Below are 15,469 nucleotides of genomic sequence, written 5' to 3' on the forward strand. Positions count from 1 at the left end.
CAGGAAGGCGCGGCTGATGGAAACCGATCGGGATCGTGTCGTCGCATCCGCCCGAGCTGTCCTTCCGGCCACTGAGCGCCGGCGCACGGACATGACTACCCGCGGCTTCACGTTCGTCGCCGATGAACCGCACAACGGCGCACTCGGCGAAGGCCCGACGCCGACGGAGTACCTGTTGATGGCGCTCGCGTCGTGCACTGCTCAGACGCTGCGGCAGTATGTCGACTATAAGTACGACACCGCCGGTGACATCACCGTCGAGATCGACTACCACGAACCCGAGCAGGAAGGCGCAGAGCGTTACCTGCAGCGCACGATCACGCTGAGCGAAGAACCTGACCCAGACGACTTGAAGGTGATGCATGACATTGCCGAGAAGTCCCCGGTGACCCTGCTGATTCAGTTCGCATGGAGCGTGAGGACCGAGTTCGTCGGGCCGCGCTGAAATCAGGCCGCTTGCTGCTCGGCGAGCACGGCCGAGCAGCAAGCGGTTGTCGTTCCGCCCCAGGCGGCGACAGTGTTTCCGTCGACCGCGACAGCTTGAACGCGATGCGGCGCCTTGCATGCGGCGCAGGTCCTGGTCCTGACGGATGGCCGGTGACTCGTGCCGGCAGCTCAGAACAGAGTCGGTGCGGTCGGCTCGGTGACGGTGGAGCGTCTGCCGAGCAGGGCGAACTTGTCGGAGGTCGTGTCGTCGGGGATCGGCAGCCCGTGGCGCTGTAATGCCTGGTTCACCTGTGCCCGGACGAGGTCGCGGTAATGACGGGGCGTGCGCGAGCCGTGCGGGTAGAGTTCGGCGTACGTGGAGAGCAGTTCGGGATGCTGGCGGCGCAGCCAGGCGAAGAACAGGTCTTTGACGCCGCGCATCAGGTACAGCGGTGTCGGGAGAATGTTGCCTGCCCCTGCGTCGGCCAGGGTGCCGATCAACTCGTCGATCTGCTCGGTGCTGTCTGTCAGTTCGGGCAGGATCGGCGCGACGAACACGGTGGGGGTGAGGCCGGCGTCGCGCATGGCTCGCAGTGTGATCGGCCGGGCCACGGTGGACGGTGCGCCGGGTTCGAGCGAGCGTTGCAGTGCCTCGTCGAGGAAGGCGATGGACATGCCGAGCTCGACGTTGACGCGCTGAGCTGCGACAGCGAGCTGATCCAGGTCGCGGCCTGGCCGCGCTGATCCTGCTGGCCGGCGCGCTCGGCGACCGCTACGGCCGCAGGCGAATCTTCCTCGTGGGTATCGCCGGGTTGACCATCGCGTCGATCATGTGCGCGGTCGTCCCGACCATGAGCTCACTGATAGTCGCCCGCATCCTGCAGGGCATCGGCGGGCCTCGTCGCTCTCTCCGCAGCCGGCCACAGCTGGGGCAGCGCGATCAGTACTGAACCGAGGGGTCGCGTGCCCGCATTGCGGCACGTGATCTAGCTATCCATGCTGGCCCGGCCAGCGCGTCGGAAGGTGACGTGTGACCGAAACCAAGATGAGCGGCCGAACGATCTGGAAGCGGAATCTAGCGGCACCGCTGCGAGCCTTTCTGCGAACTGAGTCCGGCAGCGCCGGCGTGCTCGTGGCCGCCATCGTCGCCGCACTGCTCTGGGCCAACATCGACCTCGGCTCCTACGAAGCCGTCTGGCGCACCCAACTGTCCCTGCGCCTCGGGCACCTCGAGCTCTCCCGCGACCTGCACACCTGGATCAACAGCGGCTTGATGACGCTGTTCTTCCTGGTCGTCGGCCTTGAGGCGCGGCGCGAGTTCGACCTCGGCGACCTACGCGACCGGCGACGTTTCGTGCTGCCCAGCGTGGCCGGCGTGATCGGCATGCTGATCCCGGTGCTGATCTTCCTGGTGATCAACCACGGCGGGCCGGGCGCGCATGGCTGGGGCGTGGCTATGTCGACCGACACCGCCCTCGCGTTGGGCCTGCTGGCACTGCTCGGCCGGGGCGTGCCCGACCGGGTCCGGATCTTCCTGCTCACCGTGTTCGTGGTCGACGATTTGATCGCACTCATCGTCATCGCCCTGGTCTACAGCGAGGACATCAAGATGATGCCCATCGTGGTGGCCGTTGCGGCGTTCGCGGTCATGCTGGCCATCCGCGCAGCCGGCGTCCGACGTGGCTCGGCGTACGTGCCGGTCGCCATCGTGATGTGGGGCGCGCTGCTGGTCAGCGGAGTCGACCCGGTGGTGGCCGGACTGGCCATCGGGTTGACCGCGTTCGCCTACTCTCCCGGCCGAGCTGAGCTCGAGCAGGTCAGCGGGCTGTTCCGGTCGTTCCGTGAGCAGCCGACGCCCAAGCTCGCGCGTACGGCTTCGATCGGCCTCGCGAATACGCTATCGCCCAACGACCGCCTTCAGCGCATCTACCACCCTTGGTCCAGCTACGTAATCGTGCCGCTGTTCGGCCTCGCCAACGCTGGCATCAGCATCGATGGTCCGTTCCTGGCCCAGGCGTTCGCGTCGCCTGTCACCTGGGGCGTGCTGCTCGGGTATGTCGTCGGCAAGCCGCTCGCCGTGATCGGCACCTCGGCCGGGCTCACCTGGATCTCACACGGCCGCATCCGTCCGGCCGTGGGCTGGGCGGGCGTGCTCGGCAGCGGCACGATCGCCGGTGTCAGCTTCACGGTGTCGCTGCTGATCGCCAGCCTGGCCTTCACCGGCGACCAACTGGCCGAGGCCAAAGTCGGGGTGCTCAGCGCCGCGATCGTATCCTCAGCGCTGACCTGGACCGCGTTCCGCGTCACCAACATGCTGCCCAAGGACAAGCGCACCCGGGCGCTCTTCGGCGACGTGACGGAGCTGATCGACCTCATCCCAGAGGTCGACGAGAAGCAGGACCACGTCCGCGGCCCAGCCGGTGCGTCGGTAACGCTGGTGCAGTACGGCGACTTCCAGTGCCCGTACTGCGGGAAGGCCGAGCCAGTCGTCCGGCAGTTGCTGGGCGACGCCGACCTGCGTTTCGTGTGGCGTCACCTGCCTCTGTCAGACGTGCACCCGCAAGCCCGGCTAGCAGCCGAGGCCGCCGAAGCAGCGGCCGCTCAGGGCAAGTTCTGGCAGATGCACGACCTGCTGCTCGACCACCAGGACAAGCTGAACATCACTGATCTAATCAAATACGCCGGCGACCTCGGTCTGGATCAGAAACGCTTCCACGACGATCTGATAAGCCAGGCCCACACCGGCCGCATCGAAAGCGACATCGACTCGGCCGACAACAGCGGAGTGTCCGGCACCCCGACGTTCTTCATCAACGGCCGCCGCCACTACGGCGCCTACGACATCACGACCTTGACTGCCGCCATTCGTATGGCCCGAGCCCGGGCCCGCCTCGGCCGCGAGGCACCAGCGACCCTTAAATAAGCGCGTTCCGTTGGCTCGACAGCATGCCGGTCGGCCGTCAGATCCTGCCACGGTCGTTTCAAGATCATGTGGTGAGTTGGAGGATGGTGAAGGGTCGGTGCATGTCGCGGCTGGCCCAGCGGGTGGCTTCGGTGATGTCGTGGCGTCCGGCCAGGCGTATCGCTCCGATGGCGAGGTTGCGGAGGGTGGCCATGATGCGGGGGCCGGAGCGGGTTCGGGTGGTGGAGGCGTCTTCGGCGTAGAGGGTGTCGCGCAGCCAGTGCAATGACTCGACGCCCCAGTGGCTTTGGGTGTAGCCGGCCAGGTCGGCGGGGCTGGCGACGGTGGCGGGTAGGTTGGTGACGCCGAGCGCGGCGGCGGCGCTGGGGTGCTCTCCGGCCAGGTCGGTGACGTAGCGTTCGACGAGGTAGACCTGTGCGGCGTGGGGGAACGGCAGGTCGGGTGGCGCGGGAAGCACCCGGATCGTGCGTCGGGTGATCCGGGCGTGGCCGATGTCGGTGTGGCAGTACGTGATCGGGGTCTGCGACCAGGGCAGGGCGTTGACCGCGGTGTAGAGGGCTTGGCGGTTCTCCTTGACGGGCAACACGTAGAAGCCGTCGCGGGCGTGGATGTGCGCCGCGGTCGCCTTGACGGTGTGTAACGCATCGGCGGTGACCACCGCATCGCGTAGATCCCGGATCCGGTCCAGAACCTCGGTGGCGTGCGGCACCTCGTTGGACTTGGTGTCGATCTGGGTCTGCGCGGCGACGACCGTGACGTCGCCGGGCCGGCCGGCCAACGCCGCGAGGAGGTGAACCTGGGTGCCGTCGGCGTCGGTGGCGCCGCGGACCACCTTGCCGTCGAGGCGTACCTGCATCAACCCCGACGGGCCACTACCGTCGGGCTCACCGGCGGCGTCGGGTGCGGTATCCGGGCGCTCATCGGCCATTCGGGTCATCAGCCAGGTCCCCACCACCTGGTCGAATGTCTGCGCGTCCGTGTCGGTGACGACCCGCCAGATCGTCGCCTTCGACGGCGGGAACCTGACCGTGGGCTTGCCACCGCCGCGTTCGTACAGGCGCCGCCGCAGCGCCTCGGGCACGTCGGCGACCCAGCCGGCGATCGCGGTGTAGCCACGCATCCCGGCCACGACCGCTCCCGCGGCCAACGCCAGGACCACCGCGACCGGGTGATCCCGGCCCTGCTCCGAGCGCCCGTCCGACACCGCGGCGAACAGTTCGAGCAGTCCAACCCGCCCCGCCGTCGCGGGAAGGCAAACCTCGGACGCTAGGGCCGGCGCCTCGACGACCCTGATGGCAGACTGGTCCACAACGAAGCTCCGGGGTGACGTGGATCTGTGAGAGGACCCCATGTCATACCGGAGCTTCGCCCCTATCGACTGAGCGACACACCGCCGACGAGCAGACCGCGGCAGACATCACCGTCCACACGCGACCCGTCCCGAGCAGCTCACCGACCCCACCAGCCCAAGATCAATGATCTTGAAACGCCCGTGCAGATCCTGCCGCGCGAACTCTTGTCTTGACCGAAGCGATGGGAGCGTCAAGAGGATCCGAGACCTCATCGAGGCTTGTGCAGAAGCGCCGGCGCGGCGTAGCCGATCGACGGTGGCCGGGACCGACGCCGAGTAGCGTCGTCATCAGCAGCGGGTCAAGCAGGGCCGGCAAGCCGCCGGGGGCGGTTCTCTGCCGCTTGCGCCACCCACGTGGCGGTCGGGTGCGCGGTCGCGCCCAGGACCCGGACGGGTCGGTTGGCGTGCTCGATCACGGTGAGCACGTACATCCGCGCTCCGGTCAGGGTGATGGTCTGGAAGAAGTCGCAGGCGAGCAGGATGTCGGCTTGGCAGCGGAGGAAGTCGGCCCAGGTGGTGGAAATGCGCTCGGGCGCCGGGTCGATCCCGGCATCGTTGAGGATCTCCCAAACGGTGGAGGTGGCGGTCTTGATCCCCAGGACGAGCAGTTCGCCGTGGATGCGGCGGTAACCCCAGCTGGGGTTCTCCCGGGCCAGGCGCAGCACCAGGGCGCGGATGGAGCGGACGGTGCGCGGCCGGCCCGGCCGTTTTGGCTGGGCCTTGGCGGCGTGGCGGCACGCGAGGAGTTCGCGGTGCCAGCGCAGCATCGTGTCCGGGCGCACCAGCAGCCGGAGCCGATGGAGCACGCCGAGCGGGAGCCGGTGCAGCAGGGCGGCCAGGAACGCTCGGTCGCTTTGGGAGAACCGCGGCCGGGTCTTGCCCCAAGGCCGCGAAGTTAAGGGACACGGACAGGTGTCAAGAGCGTTCGTCATGTGATCATGTAGGTGGCTGGGCCGGTCTTGGTCAGTAGGCCTCGGTGGGCCCATTGCGACATTTGCACGCAGAAGCTGTTGAGGCTCGGTTCGCCGGTGACGCCGAGGGTCCGGGCGATGTCACGGGCTCGCTGTGCCTGTCCTGGTGTTGAGCGCAAGATGGTCAGGACAGCCGACCGGCGTGACGGTGGGCCGACCGAGGTGCTGGGCACCGCCGGCGGGTGGGGGTGGTTGGCGGGTTTGGCTGGTCGGGGCCGCGGAGTCTTCTCGGCAGGGGCGTGCTGGGGTGTGGGAGCGCTGGGCTGGCGGATGGTGACGTCGACCGCGGTGATGGTCGTGCTGGTTAGAGGTCGCTGGGTGTCGGTATGGGCGTGGTAGCGGGAGATCGGGGACTTGACCTTGCGGGCGGAGAAGCGGGGACGGCGCGGCGGGAGCAGTCTGGCCAGGATCGCCCGGCCGGTCTGGCCCACCAGGTCCACCGTCTGGGTCACGACATCGGCGGCGGCTATGACACTGTCGCGGGCGGCCTGCACCGCGACGGCGAACCCGGCGCGGTCCGGGTCGGTGCCCGGAACTGATTCGGCGGCGGCGACCATCACGGTGCGTAGCGCCTGGTAGAGCGCGAGCAGCGCCCACATCTCCTGCTCGATCCCGGCAGGGTCGCGGGAACGCAGGACCCTGCCGTCGAGCAGGGTGTGGCGCAGCGCGTAGAACGCCGACTCGATCTCCCAGCGTTCGTGGTAGAGCCGGATCAGAGCTGCGGCCGGGTCGGTGCGGTGGTCGGTCAGCGTGGTCAGCAGCCGGTAGCAGCCGGTGATCTGGCTGCCGTCCGCGCCGGTTACCGTGATCTGCGCTTCGATCACGCGCAGCCTCAGCTTGGCGATGCGGGTCAGGTACGAGCCGTCGGGCAGCACCGCCATGACCGGCAGGCGGCGGGAGGATTTGGCGCGGACCAGCAACTGCGCGCCGGTAGCGGCCACAGCGGTCAGGAAGTCGTTGCTGTCGAAGCCGCGGTCGTCCAGTAGCAGCATGTCCGGGGCCAGCAGATGCAGCAGTCTGGTGGCGTAGGCACGCTCGCCGGTGGCGGTAGGGCCGAAGACCGCGCCGAGCAGTCCCCGGGTTCCGGTCTCGACCAGCGCCATGAGCATCAGCATCGGGTAGCCGGCGAACCCCAGCCGGTGCTTGATCTTTCCGAGCCAGCCCCGGTTGCGTTCGTGGTCGGGGACCTTCAACGAGCTGCAGCCGTCAAACGCGACGGTGCGAAACCGGCGGTAGCGCACCCCGGGTGTGTGCGGTTGCGCGAGGGGCCCGGCGAGGACCTCGAACAGCGCCTTGACCGGACTGGACCCGATCCGGCGGCGCAGATCGCGCAGCGCCTTCTCCGACGGAGTGGCCACTACCAGCCCGCTCAGCCCGGCGACCAGTTTCGACCAGACCATGGCCAGGCCGACGTGCTCGAACAGGCCCATGGCCAGCAGCAGATAGACCCCGACCCGCGACGGCAGGTCCCGCAGCCGCTGCTGGGTGCCGCCGGTCTCCTCCAGGACCGCGTCGACCAGTTCAAACGGCACGACCTGCGTCAACTCGCCCAGATGGCCGGGTGCGTACACACCGCCCGCGAGGTGATGGTGCGGGTGACACTGACAATGGCAGACTGGGACGACAAAAAGACCTCCACACGTGAGCTGATCTTGGGGATCGCCCACGAGTATCCGAGGTCTCGTTGTCTGTCTACAACAGATGCGGACGTCACCCGCCCGTTGACACGCGCCTCAGTTCCTTAACTTCGCGGCCTTGGCCTTTGCCTGGTCGAGGGTCAGTGATTTGGAAGGACGACCGCCGCGACCGTTGGGAACGGCGCAGAGCGCGACAACGTTGCGCTTGACCTTGTCCCGCGCCATGGCCCGATTGACCGCGCGGTTCAGCAAGGAGTGCAGGAGCCAAAGAGTCCGGGTGCTCAGGTGGTGGGCCTTGCCCATGAGCCAACGGTCGACGTCGGTCGCGGTGAGGTCACGCAGCTTCCTCGCGCCGAGGTCGCTGACGATGTGGGAGTTCACGAGGGTGGCGTAGTTCGCTTTGGTGCTCTCGGACTGTCTGCTGAGCCCGTACGTCAACCAGTCGTTAAGCCTCGATCCGTGGATCAGTATCAGGATGGTCCTTTGACTTTGCCGTGATGATCTTGGTTGGTGGAGGGCGCGTCTGACCGGCTGGCCCGGTGTCCAGCCTGCTCGGGTTCCCGCTCGTCGGGTGGTGTGTGGGTGCGGTGCTGGTGGGTGGTGCGTGCCGGGTGGTCGTTGGTCAGGTCGTGAAGACGGCTTTCCAGAAGGTGAGCCAGGCGGCGGCGCGGGGCCAGTGCGTGGGTAGGTGCAGCACGGGGCGGCGTTGCGGGCGGGCGAGCCGGGCCGCGACGTTGATCAGGTGGGTGCGCAGGGTGGCGCCGCGGGCCACCGCGTAGCGGCGTGTGGCGGTGAGGGTGCCAGCGGCGCGCAGCAGGTTGTGGGTGATCGCGGCCAGGATGTTCCAGGCGGCGTTGGCGGGAAACGACCCTGAGGGCTGGTGGGCCCAGGGGCCGTCGATGAGGTCGGACCAGACGGTTTCGCAGACGGCGTGGCGGCGGTGGGTGATGTCGGCCTCGGGGGCCGGTTCGGTGTTGTTGGTGAAGAACGGGTGGTAGCGCCAGACCGGGAACAGAGGGTCCTGGGTGTTGGCGTCGAGCACCCGGCGCACGACGAGCCAGCCGGTGATCTCGTGGCGGGTGCCGGCAAACGCGGTGAACTCCACTTCGGACACCTGGGCGTCGGAGATCAGCTCACCGGTGTCGGGATCGGTGACCGCGCCGGGGTAGTGCACCGGCGTGTACGCCTCGTCGGGGATGGTGGCGATCGCGGCGTCAACGGCGGGATTGCGGGCGATGGCGAACGAGAAGTTCGCTCCGGCTTTGACTACCGCAGCGATGACCTTGCCGCTGCAGTACGCGGAGTCGCCGCGTACCAGGATGTTCCCGGCCTGCGCGCCAGCGTCGGTGGCGGTATTGATCGCCTCGGTGACCATGCTGGCCGCGCCCTTGGCGGAGCCGGCGCGTCCGGCCCGTAACCGCACCCCGGCCACCACCGGCGCCGCGGTCTCGGTCGAGATGGTCACCGCGAGCGGCGACAGGCCCCGGCGCAGGATGCTCTTGCCCGCGACCTTCGTGTGCCCGAACGACGCGCCCTGCTTGGCGTGCCCGTACACCGGGCGCAGCAACGAGTCGATGTCGATGAAGACGCGGTCGCCGATGCCGGCCAGCACCGGGGTGCGCTTGGCCAGAGCGACCAGGTGCCGGCGCAGCACCGCCGACAGTTGCCGGGTGTGGCCATGGGTGAACTCCCGCAGGAAGATCCCCAACGTGGCGTTGGCGTAGACCCCGCCGAACAGCTCCTTCATCCCGCCGGAGCGGATTACGTCCAGGTCGTCGATGCTGTCCGCCCCGGCAGCCATCCCCGCGATGATCGAGGTCAGCTTCGGCGTCGAGTTGGCCGCGCCGGACTTCACCCGCTCATCGACGAACCGGACATGCTCATCCAACAGTCGCGACAGCCCGGCCTGCTCGGCCAACTCCAGCAGCGGCACCAGACCCGCATGCGACACGAGATTGTCATCATCGAACACCGCGCCGTCGCCGCGCCACGCATGAGATCCTTGCACCGAGAGTGTCCTTCCGAGCTGGTGTGATTCGAGTCCTAGACAAACCCGATCATCCCAGCTCAGAGGGCACTCTCGTCACATCTCCACGCCGCTTCCGCTCAGTAGTGCACCGATCCAGTCCACGGATCGAGGCTTATACGTCTCAGTGAATGTGATCCAGTGCCGGGATCGGCGCTCTCATCGAGGATCGTGGGCGCTCAGCGCTCGCCGGGGCCCTGGTCGAGACCCGGACAGCACGACCGGCTACCGACGCTGGCATGGCCATTTCCGCCATGCCAGCGGGCGGTGGATGTCCGACGAGAACGCCGACCACTCCCAGCTCCTGGCCGACAGCGCCGCAGATTCGCTCCCTATCTCGCCACGTATATGCGGGATGACCACACGAACCCGTCCCTGTCATGGTCTCGACCCGAGACAGGCGTGTTCGCATTCATTTTCGGTTGCTCAGGCGAAATTAGTTGGGCTTGCCGAACCAGCGGGAGAGGTGGTCGTCCAGGTCCTGCTGATCGTCGCCGATCCAGGCGACGTGGCCGTCGGGGCGTAGCAGGACGCACGGAACATCCAGTACCGCAGTGGGATCCCCGAGGTAATCGACCCGGTCCGACCAGCCGCCGACGGTCAGGCGTTCGGTGCGGTCCAGCAGCAGGCCGCGGCCGCGATGCAGCAGGCCGTAGAGGTGGCCCTGTTTCACGTCGATGTCGCGCAGGCGGCGGCCGAGCAGGTCGGGGCCTTCGCCGAAGTCGTAGCGGATGCCCATCGCGGTGATCTTCTCGATCAGATAGCGGTTCACCTCGTCGAAGTCCATCAGTTCGGTGAGCAGCCTGCGCACGGCCTGCGGGCCTGGTTCGGTGGACAGCAGTTCCATCTGGGCGCGGGTGTTGTCCAGCACGTCCTCGGCGACCGGATGACGTTCGGCCTGGTAGGTGTCCAGCAGTGTTTCCGGCGCCCAGCCGCGGATCTGTGCGGCCAGTTTCCAGCCGAGGTTGAATGCGTCCTGAACGCCCAGGTTGAGGCCCTGTCCGCCGGTGGGTGGATGGATGTGTGCCGCATCGCCGGCCAGCAGCACCCGCCCGACCCGATAACGTTCGGCTAGCCGTGTGGCATCCCCGAAGCGGGACAACCAGCGCGGGGAGTGCACGCCGAAATCGGTTCCGGCGATGGTGCGCAACTGTTGTTTGAAATCCTCGAGAGTGGGCGGTTCGGCACGATCGCTGACTCCCGCGACGGGGACTACGATGCGATAGACCCCTTCGCCGAAGGGCCCGAGGCTGAATCGCTTATCGGTCTCGCAGATTTCGGCCACCTTGGCGGCGATCTCCTCCTGCGGCACACCCACTTCCATCTCGCCCATCAGCGTCTCGGTCCGCGAGGGCTCGCCGGGGAAGCCGACGCCGAGCAGTTTGCGCACCGTACTGCGCCCGCCGTCACAGCCGACGAGATAGCGCGAACGCAGCTGTTCCCCGTCGGCCAGCTCGACGGTCACACCGTCGTCGTCCTGCTCGAAATCGGCCACCGCACAACCGCGCCGGACCTGCGCACCCAGTTCGATCGCATGTTCTTCGAGCAGGTGAACGATGACCGGCTGCGGGATGCCCAGCAGATAGGCGTGCGCGGAATCCAGGCCCTCGGGCGCGGGTTTGTTAATGGCGGCGAAGAAGCCGCCGGCCGGACGCTGTCTTCCGCGTTCGAGAATGCGCTCCAGCAGCCCGCGCATTGCCAGCAGCTCGATACTGCGAATATGCAGACCGACTATGCGGACGAACGACACGGGCTCGGTTTCCTTCTCCAGGACGAGTATCCGCACATCGTGCAGCCGCAGTTCGGCGGCCAGCATCGCACCAGTCGGCCCGCACCCGGCAATGATCACGTCGAACATGAGGGGCGCGCGATCGGTGCCGGAGGCCGGCGATGGGAGCCCGGGGACGTCGACCACGGTGGAGTCGCGCTCGACCGTATCGGTCGATGACGGCTCGGCGGTGAACTGCAGAGAGTGCATAGGTGTTGCCTTTCGGGAGTGCCTTGTTGGCGAGACGCTCCCGGCGACACCTACGTCAATCGCCCGACCGTGACGGGAAGGGGGAGCACCCACATCGATACAGCGTTCATGGGTCTCACCTCCTCGGGCGGTGTCACGGTCAGCTGCAAGCTACAAGCCCGAGCATCATCCCGTCCAGTCCTTTCCCAGCCACGTGATCACGACTCCAAACGGGCCCGTGCGGCGGCGATGCTGATCAGGGTTTACCACCTGGTCGAGACGGACGCGGAGTGCAACCCGACGGGCCGCGAGCTCGAGGGGCTCCATGCGTCTCTGCTGGAGACGGACCCGGCCGGCAACGAGGGTGGCGACCTGTGGGAATGACACGGACAGGGGTCAGCGATAGGCGCTGCGGTCTCCCAGGTTCAGACCGTGCCGGTCGCCGTGCCCGATGCGTGCCCGAACCAGCAGTCAACAACGGCCATCACCGGCACATCGACAGCCCCCTGACGCTCGCCGCTCATTAACCAGCTGGCTTGGCCGCTCGTACCGGAGATCAATCCGATTCCCAAGCTGACAGTGCCAGTACGTCAGCGCCTACCATGGGTCTCGTGCTCCCCTGGTACGAAGCCGCGCGTATCGCCGAGGAACGTGGTGACTGGGACCGAGCCATCGCAGTGGTCACCGCCGTAGCAGAGTGTTACAGCTCCGATCCCTCGCGGCATAACGTCCACCTATGGCACATCGACCTACTTGCCCGAGCCGGACGCCGCGATGAACTTGCCGCCCTGAGCCAGAACGACGTGCACGCGCGACGGCGGCTCAACCGACTGCCACACGAGCGGACTGAGTGACTAACTGGGTGACGACGGGTACTGCCTACGACGGACGCCGGTGGACGTCAGCGGATCGTCCGGACAGCTAAGGCCCGCAGGCGTTGCAGCTCATCAGGCCGGCATCGTTCGTTCGGGAAGAAGGGGTCAGCCTCGCCGACAGGCGCTGGCAGGGTTGACGTCCATCAGGAGCATCGGGATGGCCAGATGGGCTGCCACGTGATGCTGGCGGAGGTGCACGTGCTTCCGTGGATCTTTATGCGGCTTTTATAACGACCGTCCCCAATTCTCGCAAGGCAACAAGGCCGGGCTTGCAGGTTATCGTGGCCGACAAGGACGGGATGCCAGACGCTGAAGGATCCAGGAATGAGTCCACTTAAACGCAATATTCGACGCGGACGAACTGAGCACACGGTTACGCTCGGGCCTGCTCGGCTCTACCTGGATGACCTTGAGGAGTTGTGGACGGCGGTTCAGAGCCTTAAGGCGGACAAGGGTGGTCCGCTTCCAGACTGGGAATGCAATCTCCAGATTCGGGCTGGTGATGCTCAGGCGGATGAGATTGAGGATCTAGCTAAGGCTAGCCCTAAAGAGCTACGCCAAGTCGTCCTCAGCAACTTCCGCTCCGGTAACCCTATTCGGGTGCGACTCGGCCGAGCTTCTGCCTACGTTGCCGTGGAGTCAGACGATGCTGAGGCGGTCAAGCTGGCGGACGAAATTAAGCACTACGTAGACCAGAGGCGGCGGTTGAGCGTAGGCTTCATGGCGCATCCCGAATACACGTGGATCGGCCTTTTTGGGCTCGTTGGTCTGGCATTCGCGATTGTTTCCGCAGTGAAGAGCGGCGATGTAGCATCAGTTATTACGGTTTGGGCTCGCGCTGCTGGTGCTGGCCCTTTACTCCGTTCTAAGTCCGCTACTCGTCAGGCGAACAGGTTCGGTGCAAGTAATTGGGCACCGTAGTCACGAGAGTCGCGGTTTCAGCAGAGAAACAAGACGAACTTTGCTGATAAGTGTCGCCGCTGCGCTGGTTGGCGCAGCCATCTCAGGATTATTTGGATGGCTAATGAAGTAGCGCCTCTTGATGGTGCTGGGTTGAGGCCGTGCCCGATCCGTGCCCGATGCAGCGGTCAACGTCGGCCAGTAGAGGCTCGTCGTCGGGCTTGTCGGATCACACCTGCTTCCAAGACCAGCTAGCACCACGCCCGGCGACCGTGACTCAATGAGCCATTTCCAACCTGATGGTGCAGGTCAGTGGCGTGGTGAAGGTCGGTAGCCGGGTCAGGCGAGGCTCCCGGTACGACAAGCAATCGACCAAGAAAGATGCCCCTACCGGGAGCCTCGTTGCTGTCTTACCCCGCCTCGATCCCGCTGGCGCCGACTCGACCCCGGCCGGCAGGCCCTGCTCGCCCTGGCCCACCTGCGCAACGGCGACACCCTCACCCGCCTGGCCGCCGGACTCCAGGTCGGGGTTGCCACCGCCTGGCGCTATATCCGCGAGGCGATCACCTTGCTCGCCGCGACCGCCAACGACCTGCTCCAGGCGATGACCAGGATCCGGCTGCTGGCCTACGTCATCCTCGACGGCAAGCTGATCTCGATCGACCGCGTGCACGATCAGAATCCGTACTACTCCGGAAAGCACCGACGGCACGGGATGAACGTGCAGGTAATCGCGGATGCGGCCGGACGCCTCGTCTGGGCGTCGGCGGCACTTCCCGGCTCGGCACACGACCTGACTGCTGCGCGAACCCACGGAATCATCGCCGCGTTGACCAACGCTGACGCGATGACCTTCGCGGACAAGGCGTATCAAGGCGCCGGCGGTTCCGTGCGTACCCCGTTCAAGCGGCACCGCTACCGGCCGAAGCTGTCGCGCCGGCAGAAGGCCGTGAACAAGGCCCACGCCCGGATCCGTTGCCGCGGCGAACGCGCCGTCGCCGCCCTCAAGACCTGGAAAATCCTGACCAAGCTGCGCTGCAGCCCCTCCCGGACGACCGCAATGGTGCAGGCCATCCTCGTTCTCCACCACGTCGAAAACCCGACCTACCAAGGATGAGAAACGCTCACTGGATCAGCCATGCCGACCGACCCTAGTGATGAGTTGTCGCGCCCGCACCCGTCACACCTACGACGGGACACGACGAGACGGAAGGATGACGTGATGAGTGCGGACACGCGGCTGGAGGAGCTGGGCGTGAGCGGTCTGGGCGGGAGCGGTCTGGGCGAGGTCGACGAGCCGGCGTTCTCGGGGCTGGCGGAGCGGCACCGGCGGGAGCTGCACGTGCACTGCTACCGGATGCTCGGGTCGTTCGAGGACGCCGAGGACACCGTGCAGGAGACGTTCCTGCGTGCCTGGCGGCGGCGGGAGACCTTCGAGGGGCGGTCGACGTTCCGGGCCTGGCTGTACCGGATCGCCACCAACGCCTGCCTGGACCTGCTCGCCAAGCGCCGCCCGGAGCCCGCGATCGGCGGCGAGGTGCTGTGGCTGCAGCCCTACCCGGACCGGCTGCTCGACGAGCTGCCCGCGGGCGACGCGGACGAGCCGGAGACCGTCGCCGTCGCGCGGGAGACGATCGAGCTGGCGTACCTGGTCGCAGTCCAGCACCTCGCGCCGCGCCCGCGGGCCGTGCTGATCCTGCGGGACGTGCTCGGCTGGCCGGCGAAGGACGTCGCGGAGCTCCTCGGGGACTCCGTCAACTCCGTGAACAGCGCGCTGCAGCGGGCCCGCGCCGGCATGCGGGAGCACTTGCCCGCCGAGCGGCAGGACTGGACCGGCGGCGAGGAGGACGCCCGGACGCGCGAGCTGGTGCGCCGCTTCACCGACGCCAGCGTGGCCAAGGACGTCGACGTGATCGCCGGAATGCTGCGCGACGACGTCCGCTGCTCGATGCCGCCCACGCCGGGCCTGTCCGTCGGCCGCGAGACGGTGGTGAACAGCTGGGTCGAGGACGGCTTCGGGGACCTGGGGCACCTGCGCGCTGTCCCCACCTCCGTGAACCGGCAGCCCGCCGTCGCCTTCTACCTCTGGCGGAAGCGGGAGGGCGCGTACCTGCCGCTGACGATCGACGTCCTGCGCGTCACCGGCGGGGCGATCGCCGAGATCGTCATCTTCCCCGACGACCAGTTCCCGCGGCTCGGGCTGCCGGAGCGCCTGCCGGCGGACGGCACGGAGTAGTCCCGGTGTGGACGCTCGCGCTGCGCGGTGGCGCGCGTGTCGCGGTGGTCGCGGCGGAGTGGTGCGACGCGTTCGGCGTCGTCACCCGCGGGCGGGTGCAGCTGGAGCTGCGCGACGGCGAGCCCGGGCCGGTCCTCGGACGCGACGCCGGGTTCTGGCTCCGCGGC

The 15,469-nt window shown here is 67.3% G+C and carries 11 protein-coding genes and 2 pseudogenes; 6 read left to right on the forward strand and 7 right to left on the reverse strand.

What is annotated here, in order from left to right; genetic code table 11:
• Positions 1 to 16 precede the first annotated feature (16 nt).
• On the forward strand, positions 17 to 445 hold the full coding sequence (locus OG799_RS06485; RefSeq protein ID WP_406044050.1) for an OsmC family protein: 429 nt from the start codon (positions 17 to 19) through the stop codon (positions 443 to 445).
• A 170-nt stretch (positions 446 to 615) separates the two neighbouring features.
• On the opposite strand, the gene OG799_RS06490 is transcribed toward OG799_RS06485, so the two are convergent.
• Positions 616 to 1,101 carry a radical SAM protein gene (locus tag OG799_RS06490; RefSeq protein ID WP_406044052.1) on the reverse strand — a complete coding sequence of 162 codons (486 nt, stop codon included), beginning with the start codon at positions 1,099 to 1,101 and terminating at the stop codon, positions 616 to 618.
• Positions 1,102 to 1,169: 68 nt separating this feature from the next.
• Between OG799_RS06490 and OG799_RS06495 the strand changes: the two genes are divergently transcribed.
• Entirely contained in the window at positions 1,170 to 1,376 is a 207-nt protein-coding gene (locus tag OG799_RS06495) for an MFS transporter (protein WP_406046221.1), read from the forward strand.
• An 80-nt stretch (positions 1,377 to 1,456) separates the two neighbouring features.
• Entirely contained in the window at positions 1,457 to 3,349 is a 1,893-nt protein-coding gene (gene nhaA, locus OG799_RS06500; protein WP_406044054.1) for a Na+/H+ antiporter NhaA, read from the forward strand.
• A 64-nt stretch (positions 3,350 to 3,413) separates the two neighbouring features.
• On the opposite strand, the gene OG799_RS06505 is transcribed toward nhaA, so the two are convergent.
• From OG799_RS06505 to rox, 6 genes and pseudogenes are all read right to left on the reverse strand, one after another.
• On the reverse strand, positions 3,414 to 4,658 hold the full coding sequence (locus tag OG799_RS06505; RefSeq protein ID WP_406037500.1) for an ISAs1 family transposase: 1,245 nt from the start codon (positions 4,656 to 4,658) through the stop codon (positions 3,414 to 3,416).
• Between the two features lie 341 nt (positions 4,659 to 4,999).
• Positions 5,000 to 5,506 carry a hypothetical protein gene (locus tag OG799_RS06510; protein ID WP_406044056.1) on the reverse strand — a complete coding sequence of 169 codons (507 nt, stop codon included), beginning with the start codon at positions 5,504 to 5,506 and terminating at the stop codon, positions 5,000 to 5,002.
• 122 nt (positions 5,507 to 5,628) lie between these two features.
• Positions 5,629 to 7,242, reverse strand: coding sequence for an IS4 family transposase (locus tag OG799_RS06515; RefSeq protein WP_406044058.1), 1,614 nt, complete (start codon positions 7,240 to 7,242; stop codon positions 5,629 to 5,631).
• A 186-nt stretch (positions 7,243 to 7,428) separates the two neighbouring features.
• Positions 7,429 to 7,758: pseudogene (locus OG799_RS06520) on the reverse strand (site-specific integrase); the annotation flags it as partial.
• Between the two features lie 172 nt (positions 7,759 to 7,930).
• Complete coding sequence (locus OG799_RS06525; protein WP_406044060.1) at positions 7,931 to 9,316, reverse strand: IS1380 family transposase; 1,386 nt, start codon at positions 9,314 to 9,316, stop codon at positions 7,931 to 7,933.
• A 454-nt stretch (positions 9,317 to 9,770) separates the two neighbouring features.
• The gene (gene rox / locus OG799_RS06530) at positions 9,771 to 11,192 is read right to left on the reverse strand and encodes a rifampin monooxygenase (protein WP_406046222.1); all 1,422 of its coding nucleotides are present in this window, start codon (positions 11,190 to 11,192) and stop codon (positions 9,771 to 9,773) included.
• A 348-nt stretch (positions 11,193 to 11,540) separates the two neighbouring features.
• Between rox and OG799_RS06535 the strand changes: the two genes are divergently transcribed.
• The 3 genes and pseudogenes from OG799_RS06535 (at position 11,541) to OG799_RS06545 (ending at position 15,302) form a co-directional block, all read left to right on the forward strand.
• Positions 11,541 to 11,675 carry a hypothetical protein gene (locus OG799_RS06535; protein ID WP_406044062.1) on the forward strand — a complete coding sequence of 45 codons (135 nt, stop codon included), beginning with the start codon at positions 11,541 to 11,543 and terminating at the stop codon, positions 11,673 to 11,675.
• A 1,812-nt stretch (positions 11,676 to 13,487) separates the two neighbouring features.
• A pseudogene (locus OG799_RS06540) lies at positions 13,488 to 14,183 on the forward strand (transposase family protein); the annotation flags it as partial.
• A 105-nt stretch (positions 14,184 to 14,288) separates the two neighbouring features.
• A complete protein-coding gene (locus tag OG799_RS06545; protein ID WP_406044064.1) occupies positions 14,289 to 15,302 on the forward strand; it encodes an RNA polymerase subunit sigma-70 in 1,014 nt (337 codons plus the stop codon).
• The last annotated feature ends 167 nt before the right edge of the window (positions 15,303 to 15,469 follow it).

It is taken from the genome of Micromonospora sp. NBC_00898, assembly GCF_045207895.1.
GTDB lineage: Bacteria > Actinomycetota > Actinomycetes > Mycobacteriales > Micromonosporaceae > Micromonospora.